A 17,392-nucleotide genomic window follows, 5' to 3' on the forward strand; every position below is an offset into this window, starting at 1 on the left:
CAACGCATGGCGCATCGCGGACGCTCCCGCTAGGGAGCCAATAATGCGCACCTTCCTTCGCTTCGTGTTTCGTTCGATCGCCTGGGTCGCATTGGCCGCCCTGTTGATCTTCGTATATGGTTTCTTCGAGGCGCGGCGCGATCCGGTGGTGAAGCAGGGTCGTATGGGCCTGGCCGATTGGCCGACGGGCGCGCGGCCGATCAGGATGCTATTGCTCAGCGATATCCATCTCGGCAATTCGACGATGAACACCGCACGACTCAACCGGATCGTCGATCAGGCCATGGCGCAGAAGCCCGACCTGATCCTGTTGGCGGGCGATTTCATCTCCGGTTACGACGCGGGAACCGCGCGCGCGGTCTCGCCCGACCTCACTGCCGAGATGGCGAGGCTGCACGCGCCGCTCGGGGTGGTCGCGGTGCTCGGCAACCATGACTATTGGACCGACGCCGCGACCGTTCGCCGCACACTGTCTGCCGCCAAAGTCGATGTGTTGATCAACGAGGCGGTGCAGCGCGGGCCGCTCGTAATCGGTGGCGTCAACGACAAGATCGCTGAGCATGACGATGTCCCGAAGACCGAAGCGGCAATGCGCAAGTTGAAAGGCGCGAATATCATTCTCGCGCATTCGCCGGACATCGCCCGCATCTCGCGCCTCGGCAGCCAGCCGGTCTTTGCCGGCCACACGCATTGCGGCCAGATCGTACTGCCCTGGTTCGGCCCGCTCAGGACGATCATCGATCATCGCGAACAATTTTCCTGCGGCTTCTCGCATCAGGGCCATCATGCGATGATCGTTACCGGCGGGGTCGGCACCAGCATCCTGCCGATGCGTATCGGCGCCCCGCCAGAGATGTGGATCGTGACCCTGGGTCCGCGACGCGCGAACCCGGCCCCAAATTTATAGTCTAGTCGAGCGGGCTCTTGACGCCCTTGCCGGCAGCAAAACCCGTCAACAGCAGCACGATCATGTGACGCCTCCTGTTGTACGGAGGCGAAACGACCCGCCGAGCGAGCTTGTTCCGGGTTTTGTGGGCACTGTCTTACAAACCTTAAGCGCCCCGACTTGCTTCGAACAGGAACCAGGCACGTTCCTCGGCCTGGTCGGTCCAGTCGTCGAGAATGCCGCTGGTGGCATTGTCTTTCGCGTCGTCGACGATGTCCTTGGCCTCGCGCAATGCCTCGACCAGTTTCAGATTATCCTCGCGCAGTTCCGACAGCATGTCGGCGGCGGCGACGAAAGCGGCGTCATTGTCCTTGATCGTCTGATGGCGCGCAATGTCGCCGATCGATCGCAACGTCGTATTGCCGGTCTTGCGCACACGCTCGGCGATCGCATCGGTCGTACCGAGGATTTGCGTCGCCTGATCGTCGAGCATCAGATGATAGTCGCGGAAATGCGGGCCCGACACATGCCAGTGGAAATTCTTCGTCTTGAAGTACAGCGCGAAGCTGTCGGCGAGGATGCCATTGAGCGCTTCGGCGACCGACTTGGCGGCATTGGTCTTGAGGTCGGTGGGCGTCTTGAGCGGTGCGGGGGGCGTTGCCATGGAATATCCTGTTTACGGTCGAGTCGTTGCGATAACGATTCGATAGCGGAAACGCTCCGTCGATATGCGATGAACTTGTTCGATCAGAGTGATCGAACAATCAGATCAGCCGGATTGCGCCCAGGCCAAGCACCACGCCGACGATGAGGAACAGGATGCCGATCGCAACGCGGATCGCGGTGATCGGCAGTTTTTTACGCGCACCCTCTCCAGCGATGATCGCGGGTACGTTGACGACCATCGCGCCGATCGTCGCGCCGACCGCCGCCAGAATGGGCGCAGGCACGGGGGAGGGGGTGCGTGCGGAAATGGCCAGCGTGATGAATTGGGTCCGGTCCCCGGCGGCGAGAATCGCGACGCCAAGAAAACTGGTCATGAATGCGCCGATCCGCCAGCCCGACAGCCGGTCGGGCGGCTTGATCGCGAACAGCGCCGATCCGCCTGCCGACACCAGGGCGAGCGCGAGGAACAGATCCCTGGCGTTGGGCGATATGCGTGGTCCGATCAGTGCCCCACCAACGGCGGCGACGCCATTGCCGATCGCCAGTGCGATCGCTGTCGCAAGGATGATCGTTGCGGGGCGTGCGAATCGGGTGGAGAGTATGGCGGTCAGCCATGGCGTCCGGTCGCTCGCCTGCGCCAGCAGCGCCGCGACAAAGGCGGCCATCAGCGCATCCATGTCGGCGGCTTAGCCGGTCAGGCGAACGGAGCAGGCGGCGGCATAGGTCGCGCAGGCGGCGCCATCGGTCCGCTCGCTATCGACCGCATCGCTGAGGATCGCCAGCCAGTCATGGATCAACGGTCCGCGCTCACCGCGGGCCAATGCCGATTCGAGCGCCTGGGCGACGGTGACAGCCGGATATATGCCGCTGCGGTACGCGATCGACCGGATCGCATCGATCTCGTGCGCGACGTCGGCCGATTCGCTGATCGACATGCGTGCGTCGATCAGGCCGATTCGTGCCGCCAGTTCCGCCCTGATGGGGTCGTACCCCGATTCCCGCTGCGTCATGCCATGCTTCCCCTTCGTTAGAAAGCTGCGCCCGATATGGTAAACAGGGGGTTAAACCGGTGCCGGACTTGACATTCGCGCAGGCCTCGGCCAATCGCCCCGGTCTGTGAGCGGCGGCGCGTCCGCCGCTTTTGCATTTTTATCGTACAGGAATCGGGCTCATGGCCAAGCCGACAACCGTCAAGATCAAGCTGCTCAGCTCGGCTGACACGGGTTTCTTCTATGTCACCAAGAAGAATCCGCGCACCAAGACCGAGAAGCTCAGCTTCAAGAAGTATGATCCCGTCGTGCGCAAGCATGTCGAGTTCAAGGAAACCAAGATCAAGTGATCGGGCCGGGGGCGTAAGTCCCCGTTTGGTTATCCCGATCCAGTCGGGATCCGGGGCCGCGGGCGCACGCCTGGCGGCCCTTTCCTATGTCTGTTTGAAAACTCGCGGTAGAGCGAGTTTTCAAACAAGCCTTTCACAGCAGCAGCGATGACACCGCATCGACGAAGCGCGCCAGCGAAATCGGCTTGGAGACATAGGCGTCCGCGCCCGCCGCGCGAATCCGCTCCTCATCCTCGCGCCCGGCATAGGCGGTCACCGCCATGATCGGGATCGCCTTGAGTGCATCATCGGCCTTCATCTGGACGATCAGTTCGAATCCACTGATATGCGGCAGCTGGATGTCCATCACGATCAGGTCGGGGGCGAAATCGCGCGCGCGTGTCAGCGCCTCACGCTCGTCACGGACCCCCTCTGCAAGGTAATCGTGCGCACGCAACAGGTCGCAAAACAGCTTTAGATTGAGTTCATTGTCCTCGACAACGAGCACTCTTTTTGCCACGCGAAGCCCATCCTTCCATTCAGTTCACGCTGATAGGCCCCCCTCCTTGATAAGAAAAGCGCGTGCCACAGACAAATGAAGACGCGACCGCGCTCGCCCTGCGCGCGCTGGTGTGGATCCTTGGCGATTCCGATCGCGCCTCGCGGCTGCTTGCCGTGACCGGGCTACAGCCCGACGATCTGCGCGCTCGCGCCGGCGATCCGGCGGTCTTGGCAGCGGTGCTCGCGTTCCTCGAGGGGTATGAACCCGATCTGGTCGCTTGTGCTGCCGCGATCGAGGTCCCGCCCATGGCGCTGGTTGCCGCCAATCGGAGTCTCCAGGCATGAGGCCGCTGCTGATCTGCGATTGCGATGAGGTGCTGCTGCACATGGTGCGGCATTTCAGTGTGTGGCTGGGCGAGACGCATGAGATCGATTTCTCCCCCAATGGCGGCGATTTCGCCAGTTCGATGAAGCGCCGCGATGGCGGCCCGACCCCGGTGCGTGAAGAGATGTGGGCGATGCTCGACCAGTTCTTCCCCGCCGAAATGGATCGCCAGACGCTCGTGCCCCATGCCCGCGAAGCGCTCGCCGCGCTGTCACAGAGCGCCGATATCGTCATCCTGACCAATTTGCAGGATCAGTGCCGCCAGCCGCGCATCGAGCAACTGGCGCGCTTTGGCATCGCGCACCGGGTCGAATGTAACCAGGGTGGCAAAGGTGATCCGGTCGCGCGCCTCGTCGCCGAGCATAATGATCCGGTCACGGTATTCGTTGACGATCTCGCCGTCCATCACGATTCGGTCGCGCGCCACGCGCCGCAGGTCCACCGTCTGCACATGATCTCGGAACCGGCGCTCGCGCCCAAAGTGCCCAAGGCACCCGCCGCGCATGCGCGGATCGACGATTGGGTCGAGGCGGAGGCATGGATCGCGGAGCGCTTCGCCGCGGGTCAACCGGCGGCATGAGAGAGGGTTTCACCTTTTCGACGCACTTCAAGGTGCGTTATGCCGAGATCGACGGACAGAAGATCGTCTTCAACTCGCGTTATCTCGAATATGCCGATGTCGCGGTGACCGAGTTCTGGGCCTGGAGCGGGATCGACGCGCTACCCGACTGGCACGGGGCGGAATTCAACGTTCGCCATACCGAGATCGATTATCTGAAACCCTTCCGCCTCGGCGATGAGATCGAGGCGTTCGTACGACTCGACCGGCTTGGCGGGACCAGCCTGACCAAGAAATTCGAACTGTGCCACGCGGTGACCGGCGAACTGCACTGCGCGATCCTGATGGTGAGCGTGAACGTCGATCTTGAGCAGGGGCGATCCGCGCCCTTCTCGTCCGGGATGCGCGCTTTCCTGGAAAAGCTGCTCGCTAGCTAACAGCGCGCTATTCGGCGGCCTGTGCCGCCGGATCGCTTGTCACGACATCCTCGGGCAGCGCCCAGAGCAGTTCATGCTTGGTCAGGATGCGGCCGTCCCAGGCGCGGACGTCGATCGGCGCGATCGGGCGCATGTCGCGCTCATCGACCAGCACCGGGGTCGCTGGCATGCCGGTTTCCCAGCGTTCGCCCCATTGCCTGAGCGCGATCATCGTTGGCAGCAGCGCCGATCCCTTGTCGGTCAGGCGATATTCGATTTTGCGCCGATCTTCGGGCAGCGCGTCGCGCTTTAGGATGCCATGTTCGACCAGCCGTGCGAGCCGGTTGGCCAGGATGTTGCGCGCGATCCCCAATTCCGACTGGAATTCCTCGAAATGGTACAGGCCGTTGAACGCCGCGCGCAGAATGAGGAAGGACCAGCGTTCCCCCATCGCCTCGAGCGCCGCCGGCAGGCTGCACTCGGCAAGGTCGCGAAGAGGTTCACGCAATTTCTGGTTCATGATCGATCAGCCTAACCCATTTTCCGTGTCTTGCGAATGAATTATCAATTTTCAGTTGCAACGAGAAACCTAACGAGATAAGTAGCGTTTGGCAACCTATGCTGCAACGCACTCCCCGGAGGAAAAAATGTCTCGTTTCATCTCGCTCGCCATCGCCCTTGCTTCCACCACGCTGCTTCTGCCCGCGACGGCGGCCAGCGCGCAGGGCGGCGGTTATTATAACGCAACCCCGGTGGCTGCGCCGGCCAAGCCTAACGTCATCACCAACGGCATGATGTGGAAGTGCGGCGACACCGCATGCACCGCCGCCAAGGGCTCGGCACGCGACACGATCGTGTGCGAACTCGTCGTCAAGCGCGTCGGCGCGCTCAGCACGTTCACTGCCAATGGAGCGGCGTTCGATACCGATGCGCTGGCAAAGTGCAACGCCCGCGCGAAGTAACGCTTTTGCCGACTGACGTCGGTTCGGAGCCAGCCCGCTCCCCCTCCCGACCACCCACAGCGTATCCTGAATGGGTGGTCGGGAGGGGGAGCGGGCTGGCTCCGTCTATATCAAAAAAGCACTAAAGAACGAATTTGTTGCAAAGCAGCAGCACCCGGCCCCATCTTGGCCGGGTGCTGCGCCAATATGAACTTGTCGATCGCGTCCTGAGCTACGATCCCGACGCCAATGAGGCGTTGCTCAACCGCGCCTATGTCTTCTCGGTCAACGCGCACGGCACGCAGAAACGCGCCTCAGGCGACCCCTATTTCAGCCATCCGATCGAGGTGGCCGGCATCCTGACCGAGCTCCATCTCGACGATGAGACGATCGCCACCGCGATCCTCCATGACACGGTCGAGGATACCGTCGCCACGATCGAGGAGATCGAGAAATTGTTCGGCCCTGCGGTCGCGCGACTGGTCGATGGCGTCACCAAGCTGTCGCGGATCGAGGCGCAGACCGAGAATGAGCGCGCGGCGGAGAATCTGCGGAAATTCCTGCTCGCCATGTCGGACGATATCCGCGTGCTTCTGGTCAAGCTCGCCGACCGGCTGCACAATATGCGCACGCTCCATCACATCGCCAATCCGGACAAGCGCCGTCGGATCGCGAAGGAGACGATGGACATCTATGCCCCGCTCGCCGAGCGAATCGGCATGTATGAATTCATGAAGGAGATGCAGACGCTCGCCTTCGCGCAGCTCGAACCCGAAGCCTATCAATCGATCGACCGCCGTCTTTCGCAACTGAAGGAAGGCGGCGGGGATCGCATCGCCAAGATCGGATCGGGGCTGAAGCTCCTGCTCTCGCGTCACGGTGTCGAGGCGGACGTGTCGGGTCGCGAAAAGCATCCCTATTCGATCTGGAAGAAGATGGCCGAGCGGCACATCAGCTTCGAACAGCTTTCCGATATCATGGCGTTCCGCGCGATCGTGCCAAGTGTCGAGGCCTGTTACGAGGCACTGGGGGTGATCCATCGCCGCTGGCAGATGGTCCCGGGCCGCTTCAAGGATTATATCTCGACGCCGAAGCGCAACGGCTACCGCTCGCTCCACACATCGGTAATCCATGCCGACAATACCCGGGTCGAGATCCAGATTCGCACCGAGGACATGCACGAAGAAGCCGAACTCGGCCTCGCCGCGCACTGGGCGTACAAGCAGGACAAGGTGAAGCCGGAGACCCAGGTCACCTGGATCCGCGACCTGATCGAGATCCTCGACACCGCCGAATCGCCCGAGGAACTGCTCGAACACACCCGCATGGCGATGTACCAGGACCGCATCTTCGCCTTCACGCCCAAGGGAGAATTGCATCAGCTGCCCAAGGGCGCGACCCCGATCGACTTCGCTTATGCCGTGCATACCGATCTCGGCGACCAGGCGGTCGGCGCGAAGATCAACGGCCGAATCGTGCCGCTGCGCACCCAGATCGAGAACGGCGACCAGGTGCAGATCCTGCGCTCCAAGGCACAGGAGCCGCAGCCCAACTGGATGAACTTCGCCTTCACCGGCAAGGCGCGCGCCGCGATCCGCCGCCATCTGCGCCACAAGGAGCGCGAGGAAACCCAGGCGCTCGGTCACAAGATTTATGACGAGATCGTCCAGCGCCTGCCCGCGCAGATCGCCGGCGATGCGCTGAAGGCCGCGCTCAAAAGGCTGAAGCTGGTCGACGAACCATCCCTGATGGAAGCGATCGCGCGTCGCCGCATCACCGATGCCGAGGTGATGGAGGCGCTGATGCCCGGATCGGCGGGGGCCGAGGCAATGCGCGAGCTGCCGCCGCAATCGAGCGCGATCTCGATCCGCGGGCTGACCCCTGGCGTAGCCTTCGACCTGGCCGAATGCTGCCATCCGGTGCCCGGTGACCGGATCGTCGGGCTGCGCCGTCCCGACAAGGGGATCGAGGTGCATGCGATCGATTGCGAGAAGCTGGTGTCGGGCGACGATGCCGATTGGGTCGACCTCGCCTGGGGCGACAAGACGGAGGGGGCGATCGGGCGCATCCTGGTCGAGGTCAAGAACGAACCCGGCGCGCTCGGCACGATCGCGACGATCATCGGCGCGCAAAAGGCCAATATCGTCAACCTGCGGCTCGATAATCGCGACACCGGCTTTCATACCAACACCATCGATGTCGAAGTGCACGACGTGCAGCATTTGACGCGCGTGATCGCCGCCCTGCGCGCGGCCGACGCGGTCAGCACGGTCGAACGGGTCTGAATGCGCCGTTAGGGATGGGACGGGGATGACGAGCGTCGCGCCAGCCGTTACATCGCTTGCCATGAACCGCCCCGCACTCTCCGTCGTCATTCCCTGCTACAATGAGGAATCCTGCCTCGAATTGCTCCATGCGCGCGTATCGGCGGCGGCGCGTGCGGCGGTGGGCGAGGATTATGAGGTCATCTTCATCAATGACGGGTCGCGCGACGGCAGCTGGCCGGCGATGCAGCGCCTCGCCGCGAGCGATCCGCATCTTGTCGCGATCAACCTGTCGCGCAACCACGGGCATCAGCTCGCACTGACCGCCGGGCTCGATCTGTGCGCCGGCGCGCAGATCCTGATTATCGACGCCGATCTGCAGGATCCGCCCGAACTGCTCGTCGAGATGCGCCGGACCATGGCCGAACAGGACGCCGATGTGGTTTATGCCGTGCGCCGCAAGCGTGAGGGCGAGACCGTGTTCAAGAAGATCACCGCGGCGATCTTCTACCGCATGCTCGACCGGCTGACCGACACGCCGATCCCGCTCGACACCGGCGATTTCCGGCTGATGAGCAGGCGCGCGCTCGACGCCTTTCTGTCCTTGCCCGAACAGGCGCGCTTCATCCGCGGCATGGTCGCATGGATTGGCTTCCGTCAGGTACCGTTCCTGTACGACCGCGCCGAGCGTCATGCCGGTGAGACCAATTATCCGCTCGGCAAGATGGTGCGTCTCGCGTTCGACGCGGTGACCGGCTTTTCGACTGCGCCCTTGCGTTTCGCCAGCCATGTCGGCCTTGCGCTCACCGGCCTGTCGCTGTTGTTGTTCGTGTATATTGCGATCGGCTTTATTTCCGGGACGGCAGTGCAGGGCTGGACCTCGACCATGCTGGTCGTGGTACTGCTCGGTGCGGTGCAGATGTTCGTGCTCGGCATGATCGGCGAATATCTCGGCCGGCTCTATGTCGAATCGAAACGCCGCCCGCTCTACCTCGTGTCCGACATCGCCGGGCCGGTTAAGGGTACCGCGACGCTGGGTTATCGCGCCGAGCCGCGCGGCGAATTGCGGGCCGAGCCTATTCCAGCGCCCGAGGCAACCGCCGCCGTTCGCCCTGAGTAGCCGTATCAAAGGACGCTTCGGCTAATCGCTCTCGAACGAGCGAGCGAGCACGGCTCAGGCCTTTGGCGCCGCCAGGGTGATGATCGAAACGCCAGGCGACATCGGAACCCGCCCGACAAGATGGCGCTCCATCCGGAAGATCATCTCGAACAATGAATTGACCGCCTTGGGCGGGGGCGAATCGTCGCTATCGTCGCGGCCCGTCATCCGCCCGAGTAGCCGCGCCGCGGCAGCGAGCGGGAACAGCAGCGAATTGAAATAACCGAGCTTGCGTGGTTCCAGCCCGGCCTTGCGGATCGCCGCGGTCAGCGTCGCTTTGGAATAACGCCGATGGTGATGGTTGACCACGTCGTGCGCACTCCACAACCATTGATGCGCCGGCACGGTGATAAGGATCTTGCCGCCGGGCTTCAGGCACGTCGCCATCGCCTTCAGCGCCGCGATATCGTCCTCGATATGCTCGACCACATCGAGCACCGCGATCAAGTCGTACGCGCCGCGCTCGACCCCGGGCAGGATCGGCAATGGCGCGGCGCTGACCTCGCGCCCGAGCCTCAGGCTGGCGATGTCGCGCGCGGCCGGATCGATCTCGATCGCTTCGACCGTCCCGAAGCTCGCCAGCATCGGCAAATTATGTCCGGTGCCGCAACCGATCTCCAGGATCCGTGCATTGTCGGGCAGATTGCCCTCGCGCGTCAGGTAATCGGCCAGGATGTCGCGCCGCGCGCGGTACCACCAGTGCGTCGAGTCATGCGCCGCCATGCGGTCGTAAACGATTCTATCCATCAGTTTTTCGCCATCTCGCCGAACACCCATTGGCGATTGAGCGCAAAGGTCGCGATCGGCGTGATCAGCACGACCGGGATCAGTGGAACCCAATTGGGCTGATGCAGCGGTCCGGTCAGTACCCAGGTGAATACCGCGTTGAGCGCCAGGCCGATGCCCTGCACGACGAGGAACTTCACATGCTGGCGGCCGCTGGTGTCGCGCGTGCCATGCCCCTTGAAACTCCAGCCGCTGTGCAGGAAGAAACCGCAGGTCACCGCGACGGCGAAGGCGAACGGCACCGCGAGTACGGCGTTGCCGTGGCGAAAGACATAGGCCGATAGCGGCAGGTACACCGCCGAATAGATGACCGTCGAAATCCCCCCGGCAATGCCGAAGCGAATCAACTGGCCGAGCATGCCACTCGTCCGCCACATCTCAAATCGTCTGATAATCGCCGTCACACTGTCTTGCCCTTTGTGGCGGTGGCACTAGAGCGCGAAGCAGGGCGAGGGAAGCATTTTGAACGACGGTCCGAAAACCATGCCGCTCAGGGACGAACTCGATCGCTATTGGCTGCGGCTGACGCTGATCGCGTGGGGCGTGTTGCTCGTCTGGTATGTGTTCGATCGCTGGTATTCGATCCATTGGCTGGCGCTGGGCGATACCGACGACAATATGCGCCTGATGCAGGTCCGCGCCTTGCTCGACGGGCAGGGCTGGTATGATCTGCGCCAGTACCGGCTCAATCCGCCCGGTGGTTTCGATATCCATTGGAGCCGGATCGTCGATCTGCCGATCGCCGGCCTGATCTTGATCCTGCGTCCATTCACCGGCACGCCCGTGGCGGAACAGCTCGCTTGCGGGATCGCGCCGCTGTTGCCGCTGAGCATTGCGATGATCGGTCTCGCCGCGACTGCGCGGCGGCTGGTCAGCCCGGTCGCCTGGCCGTTGGCGATCGTCGTCCTGATCGGCTGCACCGCGACGATGCTGATGTTCATGCCCGATCGCATCGACCATCATGGCTGGCAACTCGCGATGCTCAGCCTGACCGTTGCGGGCCTGGCCGACCCGAAAAAGATGCGCGGCGGCGCGCTGGTCGGCGTGGCGAGCGCGGTGTCGCTCAATATCGGACTCGAATTGCTGCCTTATGCGGCGATGGCCGGCGCGATCATCACCTTGCGCTGGGCGTGGGACCGAAGCGAAGCGGCGCGCCTGTCGATTTATGGCCTGACGCTCGCCGGCGGCAGCGGGATCGGTTTCCTGCTGTTCGCGTCGCACGCCAACCAAGTGTTGCGCTGCGACGCACTGACCCCGGTCTGGCTGAGCGTGATGGTGGTCGGTGGCGGATTGCTGTTTGCGCTGGCACGGCTCAGCCCGGAACAGCGCTGGCTTCGCCTGACGCTCGCGCTGGTCGCCGGTGCGGTGATCGCGGGTGGTTTTGCGCTGCTCTTCCCGCAATGCCTTGGGCGCCCCGAACAAGTGTCGCCCGAACTGGCGCGGACCTGGCTCGACAATGTTCGCGAGGCGCGGCCGATCTACAAACATCCGTTCCGCATGGCGTTCCCGATCGTCACGCTGCCAGTGATCGGCATCCTCGGTGCGGCGTTCGCCAGCTGGCGCGCGAGGAACGACATCAGCATCAACGGCTGGGTACCGGTGCTGATGTTCTCGACATTCGCCGGCCTGATGTTGCTGTGGCAGGCACGTGCCGGTCCGGCGGCGCAACTGCTCGCCGTGCCCGGCGCGGTCGCGCTTGCCTGGATCGTGCTCGGCTGGACGCTCAACAACAAGAATGTGCTGGTTCGCGTCTTCGGCACGGTCATCGGGTTCATGGCGGTGTCGGGCATGTTTGCGGGCGCCGCGATCAAATATCTGCCGATCGATCGGCCCACCCCGCGCACCAATGTCGTCAACCGCGCCAGCGGTCTGTGCATGACCTTACCGGCGCTGCAGCCGCTCGACCGTTATCCCGCACAGACCATCTTCACCTTTGTCGATCTCGGCCCGCGGCTGATCGCGACGACGCATCACAATGCGGTCGCCGGCCCCTATCACCGCAACGGCGACGCGATCCTCGACGTGCAGCACGCCTTTTCGCGCTCGGCGGAGGATTTCCGGACGATCGCCAAGCGCCATGGCGCAACCTTGCTGCTGGTGTGCCCGAACATGGCCGAGTCGACGGTCTATCGGGCGCGCAATCCCGGTGGGTTCTACGACCAGCTCGCCACCGGCAAGGTCCCCGCCTGGCTCAAACCGCTACCGCTGCCTAAGAAATCGCCGTTTCGCCTGTTCCGCATCGATTACGGGACCGCCGCACTGAAGCCATAGGCCCGCGTTCAGCGCATGTTCAAACTGACTCTCAGGTCAGGCTGGTGCGGATTCCGTCGATCACGAACTGTACGGCCAGCGCCGCCAGCAGCACGCCGAGCAGCCGGGTGATCACCGCCTCGATCTTCGCACCGAGCACGCGCATGAGCGGGCCGGCGGCGAGCAGCGCGATCAGGGTCAGTAACAGGATTGTCGCCAATGCGCCGAGGATCACGAGCGATCGCTCGATCCCCTCATTCTTGCTCATCAGCAGCATGACCGATGCGATCGACCCCGGTCCGGCGATCATCGGCATCGCCATCGGGAAGATCGACACATCCTCGACCTCGGGTGCGGCCGCGACCTTGGCGGCGCGGTCCTCGCGGCGTTCGGTGCGTTTCTCGAACACCATCTCCAGCGCGATCAGGAACAGCATGATGCCGCCGGCGATACGGAAGCTCGCCAGGCTGATGCCGAGCCCGCGCAACAAATCCTCGCCGAACAGCGCGAAGACCAGCAGGATCGCCGCAGCGACCAGCACCGCGCGCACCGCCATCGACCGCCGATTGGCAGATGTCGCGCCCGCCGACAGCCCGGCATAGATCGGCGCGCAGCCCGGCGGATCGATCACCACGAAAAAGGTGATCAGCGAAGAGACGAAGAGTTCGATCATTGCCGTGCGGCTGCAATGTTGTCGGCGATTACGGTGACGAACTTTTTTCCGTTCCAAAGCCGTGCTTCGAATAGTCTGCGGCCGTCCGTCGCTACCACCCACTGCCACGCGAGGGTGTCATCGGCGGACTGGCCATTGCTCGCTTTCGCGTCGCGGGCGACCGTTATCGTTCGATCTAGATTTTTGCCGCAGTGCGCACGAACGACCTTGGGCTGCGCAGGAGCGGGGCGCGGTTTTTCCAGCCCGCCACCGCCATCGACGATCCATTTCCAGTTGCCGTCAGGCTGCTTGACCCACACGGTCGAGAAATAACCGACCGCCCCATCCGGACGGCTCCAGCCGCCGGTATTGATCGCCAGCGATCCGTCGCACGAGACATAGCTCTCGGTCGGCCACCAATTGATCGCCTTGGGCGGATCCTTGCGATCCTTGAGGAATTCCTGCGCCCTGATCGGCTGCGGCACGAACATCATCGCATCGTCGGTCGCGTAGCGGCGGAAGGCGGTCCATTGCCCGCCTGTCTGCGCGACGGCAGCAAAGGCGCGCTCGGCATCGATGGCTGTGACAGCCGGTGCTGGAGCGGCGGCTGCAAGCAGCATCGCGAACAGCATCACAGCGCTCCCTTGTCATAGGGCACCAGCGCCCGGCGATGCGCGGACACCAACGTGTTGCGCAGCAGGACCGCGATGGTCATCGGCCCGACCCCGCCCGGCACAGGCGTGATCGCGCCCGCGACGCTTGCCGCGCCGGCGAAATCGACATCGCCCACCAACCCCTGCTCGGTTCGGTTGATGCCGACATCGATCACCGTTGCGCCGGGCTTGATCCATTCGCCCTTGATCATCTGCGGCCGCCCGACCGCCGCGATGACGATATCCGCGCGGCGCACCACGCTGGACAGGTCGCGGGTCTTCGAATGCGCCACCGTCACGGTGCAGCTTTCGCCGATCAGCAATTGCGCCATCGGCTTGCCGACGATGTTCGACCGGCCGATCACCACCGCGTCGAGCCCGGCAAGATCGCCGAGCCGGTCTTTGAGCAGCATCAGGCAACCGAGTGGGGTGCACGGCACGAAGCCGTTCAGCCCGGTCGCCAGCCGCCCGGCATTGACCGGATGGAAACCGTCGACATCCTTATCGGGGTCGATCCGCGTCGTCACCAGACGCTCGTCGATATGCCCCGGCAGTGGCAGCTGGACGAGAATCCCGTCGACCGCCGGATCGGCATTGAGTGTATCGACCAGTGCGAGCAGTTCCGCCTGCGGTACGTCGGCGGGCAGGCGGTGTTCGAAGCTCTCCATCCCCGCCGCATGCGTCGCCTTGCCCTTCGAGCGGACATAGACGGCGGAGGCCGGGTCTTCACCGACCAGCACCACGGCGAGCCCCGGCGCGCGTCCGGCTGCCGCACGGAATTCCGCGACCTGAAGGGCTATGCGCCCGCGAAGGGCCTGGGCGAATGCCTTGCCGTCAATGATCTCTGCGCTCATGCCTCGGCCCCATAGAATGCGGCGGCGATTCCCGCCAGCGTAGCGACATCGCCCGCGATACGGATCCGTCGCCGCGTTCGGCCCGGGCGGGCGATCAGACCGTCGGTGCGGTCATCAACTGAATCTGCAGCGCCGGGATCACATTGTTCATCAGGATATAGAGGATCAGCAATACGACCAGCGGCGACAAGTCGAGCGCACCGAAATCGGGCAGGATGCGCCGGATCGGCCGATACAGCGGCTCGGTCATGCGCTTCAGCGCCTCCCAGATCGTACGGACCGTGTCGTTATGGGTGTTGATGACATTGAACGCGAGCAGCCATGAAAGGATCGCCTGAACGATGATGATCCACCAGACGACATTAAGCAGTACCTGAACGATACCAAGGATGAAGATCAAAGCTGCTCTCCGCTGAGCGTGGATATGCATCGATAGCGGAAAGCGGGTACCCTGAACAAGGGCGCCCGGCTCAATCGTTACGCGGTTGCAAGGGTCCGCGGTTTTTCCGTTACGGGTCGGGCAGCGCGCACCGGCTCGGCGACCCTGACGACCGCCAGATGCGTGCGCCGGGCAACGCCCATCGGACCGCTCGGCAGCGGCTCGGCCCGGCGCAGCTTGGCGATCGCGCGCCGATCGAGGCTGGCGTCGCCCGATCCTTGCACGATGCGGATATCGGCGATCGCACCGCCCGCATCGACGCTAAAGGCGAGCGTTGTCGCGCCGCTGCGATAGGCAATACCCGGAGAGACCGGGTCGGGCGCCGTGGCGCGATCGATTGCGGTGCCGAGGGCCGCGATCCAGCGTGCCTCGTCGAAGCTGTGGTTGTGGGTCATCGCCGTTTCCTTCGCTTTACCGGATTTCGGCTTAGCGCGACGATGTTAAGCTGACGCGACACTGGTGTGACGGTGGGCGACACGAAAACGTCACGGGTCTGACATGGATCGTTCCGTGCTCAGCCGCGAGGGCGCGGTGCGGTCAGACGCCCTTCCATGTCCCATCGGCGCCTTTGGCGAGTTCGACGACGAAGGTCTGCATGGTGGCCTCGGTCGCGCCGGGCATGGTGATCGAGACATTGACGGCGCAGGCCTGGCGGTCCGGCGTGCTGTTGTTGCACAGCCCGCTCTTGGAAATCGTCGCACCGGCCACCGCCGCCTCGAGCGCTTTTTTCGCCGCCGGGTCGCCGGCGTCCGGGCCGAGATTGTCCAGCATCTGCTGGCGCGCGATTTTCTCGATATCCGCCGCGCCGGGTCCGTTCAGTATGCTGCATCCCGCGAGCAAGGCTGCTGCTGTGATCGAGGCGATAAGCGATAAGAGACGATGCATGACGTTCTCCCTGTTCAAGCGCGTGCCGCGCCTGAAGCGAACGTCAGCGGTGGACGAGGGTTCCCGCGCCCTGGCGGGTGAAGATCTCGAGCAGCATCGCATGCGGCACGCGCCCGTCCAGGATGACTGCCGCATCGACCCCGCCCTCGACCGCCGCGACGCAGGTTTCGAGTTTGGGGATCATGCCGCCGCTGATCGTGCCATCGGCGCGCAGCTTGGCGATCGCAGCCGGGTCGAGATCGGTGAGCAACTCGCCCTGCTTGTCGAGCACGCCCGCGACATCGGTCAGCAGGAACAGCCGCGACGCGCCCATCGCCGCGGCGACAGCGCCGGCCATGGTGTCGGCATTGATGTTGTAGGTATGGCCGTCGTCGCCGATCGCGATCGGCGCGACCACTGGGATGACGCCCGCCGCGCTCAGCGTGTCGATGATCGAGCGGTCGACCGAGATCGGCTCGCCGACGAAGCCGAGATCGACCACGCGCTCGATATTGCTATCCGGGTCGCGCTTGGTTCGCTCGACCTTCTTTGCCCGCACAAAGCTTGCGTCCTTGCCCGAAATGCCCACCGCGCGACCGCCGGCCTGGCCGATCCACGCAACCAGTTCCTTGTTGATCGCCCCCGACAGGACCATTTCCGCGACTTGCGCGGTCTGCGCATCGGTCACGCGCAAGCCGTCGATGAAGCTCGATTCGACCCCGAGCTTCTTGAGCATCGCGCCGATCTGCGGCCCGCCGCCATGCACCACGACCGGGTTGATCCCGACCGCTTTCATCAGCACCACGTCCTCGGCGAAATCGCGGGCCAGTTCCGGATCGCCCATCGCATGACCGCCATATTTCACCACGAAGGTCGCCCCGGCATAGCGCTGCATATAGGGCAGCGCTTCGGTCAGCGTTTCGGCCTTGGCGAGCAAAGCGGGGTCTGGCGAATGATCTGTCATGCGCGCGCCATAACCCCGAAGTTACGCCAGTGAAAGCGGTGTGCTGGATCGAACCGCGCGGCCGATCGTATCGGGGTCAAGTGCGGTCCAGCCGCCGTCCGATTGCGACGAAGCCGGTGATCAGGAACGGTACCAGCACGATCGACAACACGACCTTGGTGAGCATCTGTCCTTCCATCAGCTGCAGGATCGGCCGTTCGCCATAAAAGGAGATGGTGATGAACAGCAAAGTGTCGATGATCTGTGAAATGACACTGGCGATCATTCCCCTGAGCCAGACCAGCTTGCCCTCACCACGCGACAATTTGGAGAAGATCAGCACGTTCAACGTCTGGGAAATGCCATAGGATATCAGTCCGGCGATCATCATGCGGGCGCTTTGCCCGACCACGATCGGGAAGGCGTCGATCGCTGGCGGATACATTCCCGGATCATGCGGGAGCGCCAGAACGAGTTGGATCAGGCTGGCCGACACGATCAGGGGGATGAACCCTAGCCGGACCAGGCTGGTGGCTGTTTTCTGGCCGTACAGCTCCGCGATCGCGCTGCTTATGACGACCAGCAACAGGAACCCAAAAATGCCGGCCTCCACCGCAAGCGGCCCAAGCGCGACCTGTTTCACACCGAGCACGCCGGCGATGCAGACCATGCCGCCGTAAAGCACCGAGAAGATGAAGAGCGAACGCGGGATCGCAGGACTGGCTTGGTTCATGGCAGCGACGCTAATGGCTTGCGCCGTTGCGTCAATCCGGCAGGTGAGGGGCGGGCGCATCGGGAGGGGCGCAATTTCCTTGCACAACTTCCGCTTATGCTGCGAAGCTGGGGCCAATTGGGC

24 protein-coding genes are annotated in these 17,392 nt (G+C 63.5%); 9 read left to right on the forward strand and 15 right to left on the reverse strand.

Annotation, left to right across the window (positions count from 1 at the left end; translation table 11 throughout):
* The first annotated feature begins 43 nt into the window (after positions 1-43).
* A complete protein-coding gene (locus ACVWZA_RS02015; protein ID WP_457309475.1) occupies positions 44-907 on the forward strand; it encodes a metallophosphoesterase in 864 nt (287 codons plus the stop codon).
* A 145-nt stretch (positions 908-1,052) separates the two neighbouring features.
* Here ACVWZA_RS02015 and ACVWZA_RS02020 read toward each other — a convergent pair whose 3' ends face one another.
* The 3 genes from ACVWZA_RS02020 to ACVWZA_RS02030 all read right to left on the reverse strand — a co-directional run bounded on the left by ACVWZA_RS02020 (position 1,053) and on the right by ACVWZA_RS02030 (position 2,562).
* The gene (locus ACVWZA_RS02020; protein WP_457309476.1) at positions 1,053-1,550 is read right to left on the reverse strand and encodes a Dps family protein; all 498 of its coding nucleotides are present in this window, start codon (positions 1,548-1,550) and stop codon (positions 1,053-1,055) included.
* A gap of 100 nt (positions 1,551-1,650) precedes the next feature.
* Positions 1,651-2,217: a TMEM165/GDT1 family protein gene (locus tag ACVWZA_RS02025; RefSeq protein ID WP_457309477.1), complete on the reverse strand. Its 567-nt coding sequence runs from the start codon at positions 2,215-2,217 to the stop codon at positions 1,651-1,653.
* A 21-nt stretch (positions 2,218-2,238) separates the two neighbouring features.
* A complete protein-coding gene (locus ACVWZA_RS02030; protein ID WP_457309478.1) occupies positions 2,239-2,562 on the reverse strand; it encodes a hypothetical protein in 324 nt (107 codons plus the stop codon).
* A gap of 161 nt (positions 2,563-2,723) precedes the next feature.
* Here ACVWZA_RS02030 and rpmG point away from each other — a divergent pair, with 161 nt between their 5' ends.
* Positions 2,724-2,891 (forward strand): 50S ribosomal protein L33, encoded by a 168-nt coding sequence (gene rpmG / locus ACVWZA_RS02035; RefSeq protein ID WP_034157855.1) that lies wholly within the window; start codon positions 2,724-2,726, stop codon positions 2,889-2,891.
* A 133-nt stretch (positions 2,892-3,024) separates the two neighbouring features.
* On the opposite strand, the gene ACVWZA_RS02040 is transcribed toward rpmG, so the two are convergent.
* Positions 3,025-3,390: a response regulator gene (locus ACVWZA_RS02040; RefSeq protein WP_457309479.1), complete on the reverse strand. Its 366-nt coding sequence runs from the start codon at positions 3,388-3,390 to the stop codon at positions 3,025-3,027.
* Between the two features lie 62 nt (positions 3,391-3,452).
* Between ACVWZA_RS02040 and ACVWZA_RS02045 the strand changes: the two genes are divergently transcribed.
* From ACVWZA_RS02045 to ACVWZA_RS02055, 3 genes are read left to right on the forward strand one after another with little or no spacing between them, the layout of a single operon-like run.
* Positions 3,453-3,716 carry a DUF3572 domain-containing protein gene (locus tag ACVWZA_RS02045; RefSeq protein ID WP_457309480.1) on the forward strand — a complete coding sequence of 88 codons (264 nt, stop codon included), beginning with the start codon at positions 3,453-3,455 and terminating at the stop codon, positions 3,714-3,716.
* Complete coding sequence (locus ACVWZA_RS02050) at positions 3,713-4,336, forward strand: HAD family hydrolase (protein WP_457309481.1); 624 nt, start codon at positions 3,713-3,715, stop codon at positions 4,334-4,336. The genes ACVWZA_RS02045 and ACVWZA_RS02050 overlap by 4 nt, the downstream gene beginning before the upstream one ends.
* A complete protein-coding gene (locus ACVWZA_RS02055; RefSeq protein WP_457309482.1) occupies positions 4,333-4,752 on the forward strand; it encodes an acyl-CoA thioesterase in 420 nt (139 codons plus the stop codon). The genes ACVWZA_RS02050 and ACVWZA_RS02055 overlap by 4 nt, the downstream gene beginning before the upstream one ends.
* Positions 4,753-4,759: 7 nt before the next feature.
* On the opposite strand, the gene ACVWZA_RS02060 is transcribed toward ACVWZA_RS02055, so the two are convergent.
* On the reverse strand, positions 4,760-5,251 hold the full coding sequence (locus ACVWZA_RS02060; protein ID WP_457309483.1) for a winged helix-turn-helix transcriptional regulator: 492 nt from the start codon (positions 5,249-5,251) through the stop codon (positions 4,760-4,762).
* 127 nt (positions 5,252-5,378) lie between these two features.
* Between ACVWZA_RS02060 and ACVWZA_RS02065 the strand changes: the two genes are divergently transcribed.
* From ACVWZA_RS02065 to ACVWZA_RS02075, 3 genes are all read left to right on the forward strand, one after another.
* On the forward strand, positions 5,379-5,693 hold the full coding sequence (locus tag ACVWZA_RS02065) for a CC_3452 family protein (protein ID WP_457309484.1): 315 nt from the start codon (positions 5,379-5,381) through the stop codon (positions 5,691-5,693).
* 173 nt (positions 5,694-5,866) lie between these two features.
* Positions 5,867-7,957 (forward strand): RelA/SpoT family protein, encoded by a 2,091-nt coding sequence (locus tag ACVWZA_RS02070; protein ID WP_457310048.1) that lies wholly within the window; start codon positions 5,867-5,869, stop codon positions 7,955-7,957.
* 61 nt (positions 7,958-8,018) lie between these two features.
* The gene (locus tag ACVWZA_RS02075; protein WP_457310049.1) at positions 8,019-9,056 is read left to right on the forward strand and encodes a glycosyltransferase family 2 protein; all 1,038 of its coding nucleotides are present in this window, start codon (positions 8,019-8,021) and stop codon (positions 9,054-9,056) included.
* Positions 9,057-9,110: 54 nt separating this feature from the next.
* Here ACVWZA_RS02075 and ACVWZA_RS02080 read toward each other — a convergent pair whose 3' ends face one another.
* On the reverse strand, positions 9,111-9,842 hold the full coding sequence (locus ACVWZA_RS02080; RefSeq protein WP_457309485.1) for a class I SAM-dependent methyltransferase: 732 nt from the start codon (positions 9,840-9,842) through the stop codon (positions 9,111-9,113).
* Entirely contained in the window at positions 9,842-10,258 is a 417-nt protein-coding gene (locus ACVWZA_RS02085) for a GtrA family protein (RefSeq protein ID WP_457309486.1), read from the reverse strand. The genes ACVWZA_RS02080 and ACVWZA_RS02085 overlap by 1 nt, the downstream gene beginning before the upstream one ends.
* A 106-nt stretch (positions 10,259-10,364) precedes the next feature.
* Here ACVWZA_RS02085 and ACVWZA_RS02090 point away from each other — a divergent pair, with 106 nt between their 5' ends.
* On the forward strand, positions 10,365-12,152 hold the full coding sequence (locus tag ACVWZA_RS02090; protein WP_457310050.1) for an AcrB/AcrD/AcrF family protein: 1,788 nt from the start codon (positions 10,365-10,367) through the stop codon (positions 12,150-12,152).
* Positions 12,153-12,183: 31 nt separating this feature from the next.
* Here the strand turns inward: ACVWZA_RS02090 and ACVWZA_RS02095 are convergent, their stop codons facing one another.
* The 8 genes from ACVWZA_RS02095 to ACVWZA_RS02130 all read right to left on the reverse strand — a co-directional run bounded on the left by ACVWZA_RS02095 (position 12,184) and on the right by ACVWZA_RS02130 (position 17,269).
* Entirely contained in the window at positions 12,184-12,804 is a 621-nt protein-coding gene (locus ACVWZA_RS02095) for a MarC family protein (RefSeq protein WP_457309487.1), read from the reverse strand.
* Entirely contained in the window at positions 12,801-13,415 is a 615-nt protein-coding gene (locus tag ACVWZA_RS02100; protein WP_457309488.1) for a hypothetical protein, read from the reverse strand. Before ACVWZA_RS02100 ends, ACVWZA_RS02095 begins: the two co-directional genes overlap by 4 nt.
* Complete coding sequence (gene folD / locus ACVWZA_RS02105) at positions 13,415-14,290, reverse strand: bifunctional methylenetetrahydrofolate dehydrogenase/methenyltetrahydrofolate cyclohydrolase FolD (RefSeq protein ID WP_457309489.1); 876 nt, start codon at positions 14,288-14,290, stop codon at positions 13,415-13,417. Before folD ends, ACVWZA_RS02100 begins: the two co-directional genes overlap by 1 nt.
* Positions 14,291-14,384: 94 nt before the next feature.
* Positions 14,385-14,690 (reverse strand): YggT family protein, encoded by a 306-nt coding sequence (locus tag ACVWZA_RS02110; RefSeq protein WP_457309490.1) that lies wholly within the window; start codon positions 14,688-14,690, stop codon positions 14,385-14,387.
* Positions 14,691-14,767: 77 nt separating this feature from the next.
* Complete coding sequence (locus tag ACVWZA_RS02115; RefSeq protein WP_457309491.1) at positions 14,768-15,124, reverse strand: energy transducer TonB; 357 nt, start codon at positions 15,122-15,124, stop codon at positions 14,768-14,770.
* 142 nt (positions 15,125-15,266) lie between these two features.
* Positions 15,267-15,614 carry a hypothetical protein gene (locus ACVWZA_RS02120; protein ID WP_457309492.1) on the reverse strand — a complete coding sequence of 116 codons (348 nt, stop codon included), beginning with the start codon at positions 15,612-15,614 and terminating at the stop codon, positions 15,267-15,269.
* A 43-nt stretch (positions 15,615-15,657) separates the two neighbouring features.
* Positions 15,658-16,557, reverse strand: coding sequence for an acetylglutamate kinase (gene argB / locus ACVWZA_RS02125; protein WP_457309493.1), 900 nt, complete (start codon positions 16,555-16,557; stop codon positions 15,658-15,660).
* 76 nt (positions 16,558-16,633) lie between these two features.
* Complete coding sequence (locus ACVWZA_RS02130; protein ID WP_457309494.1) at positions 16,634-17,269, reverse strand: queuosine precursor transporter; 636 nt, start codon at positions 17,267-17,269, stop codon at positions 16,634-16,636.
* Positions 17,270-17,392 lie beyond the last annotated feature (123 nt).

The sequence above is a fragment of the Sphingomonas sp. UYAg733 genome (assembly GCF_054057355.1).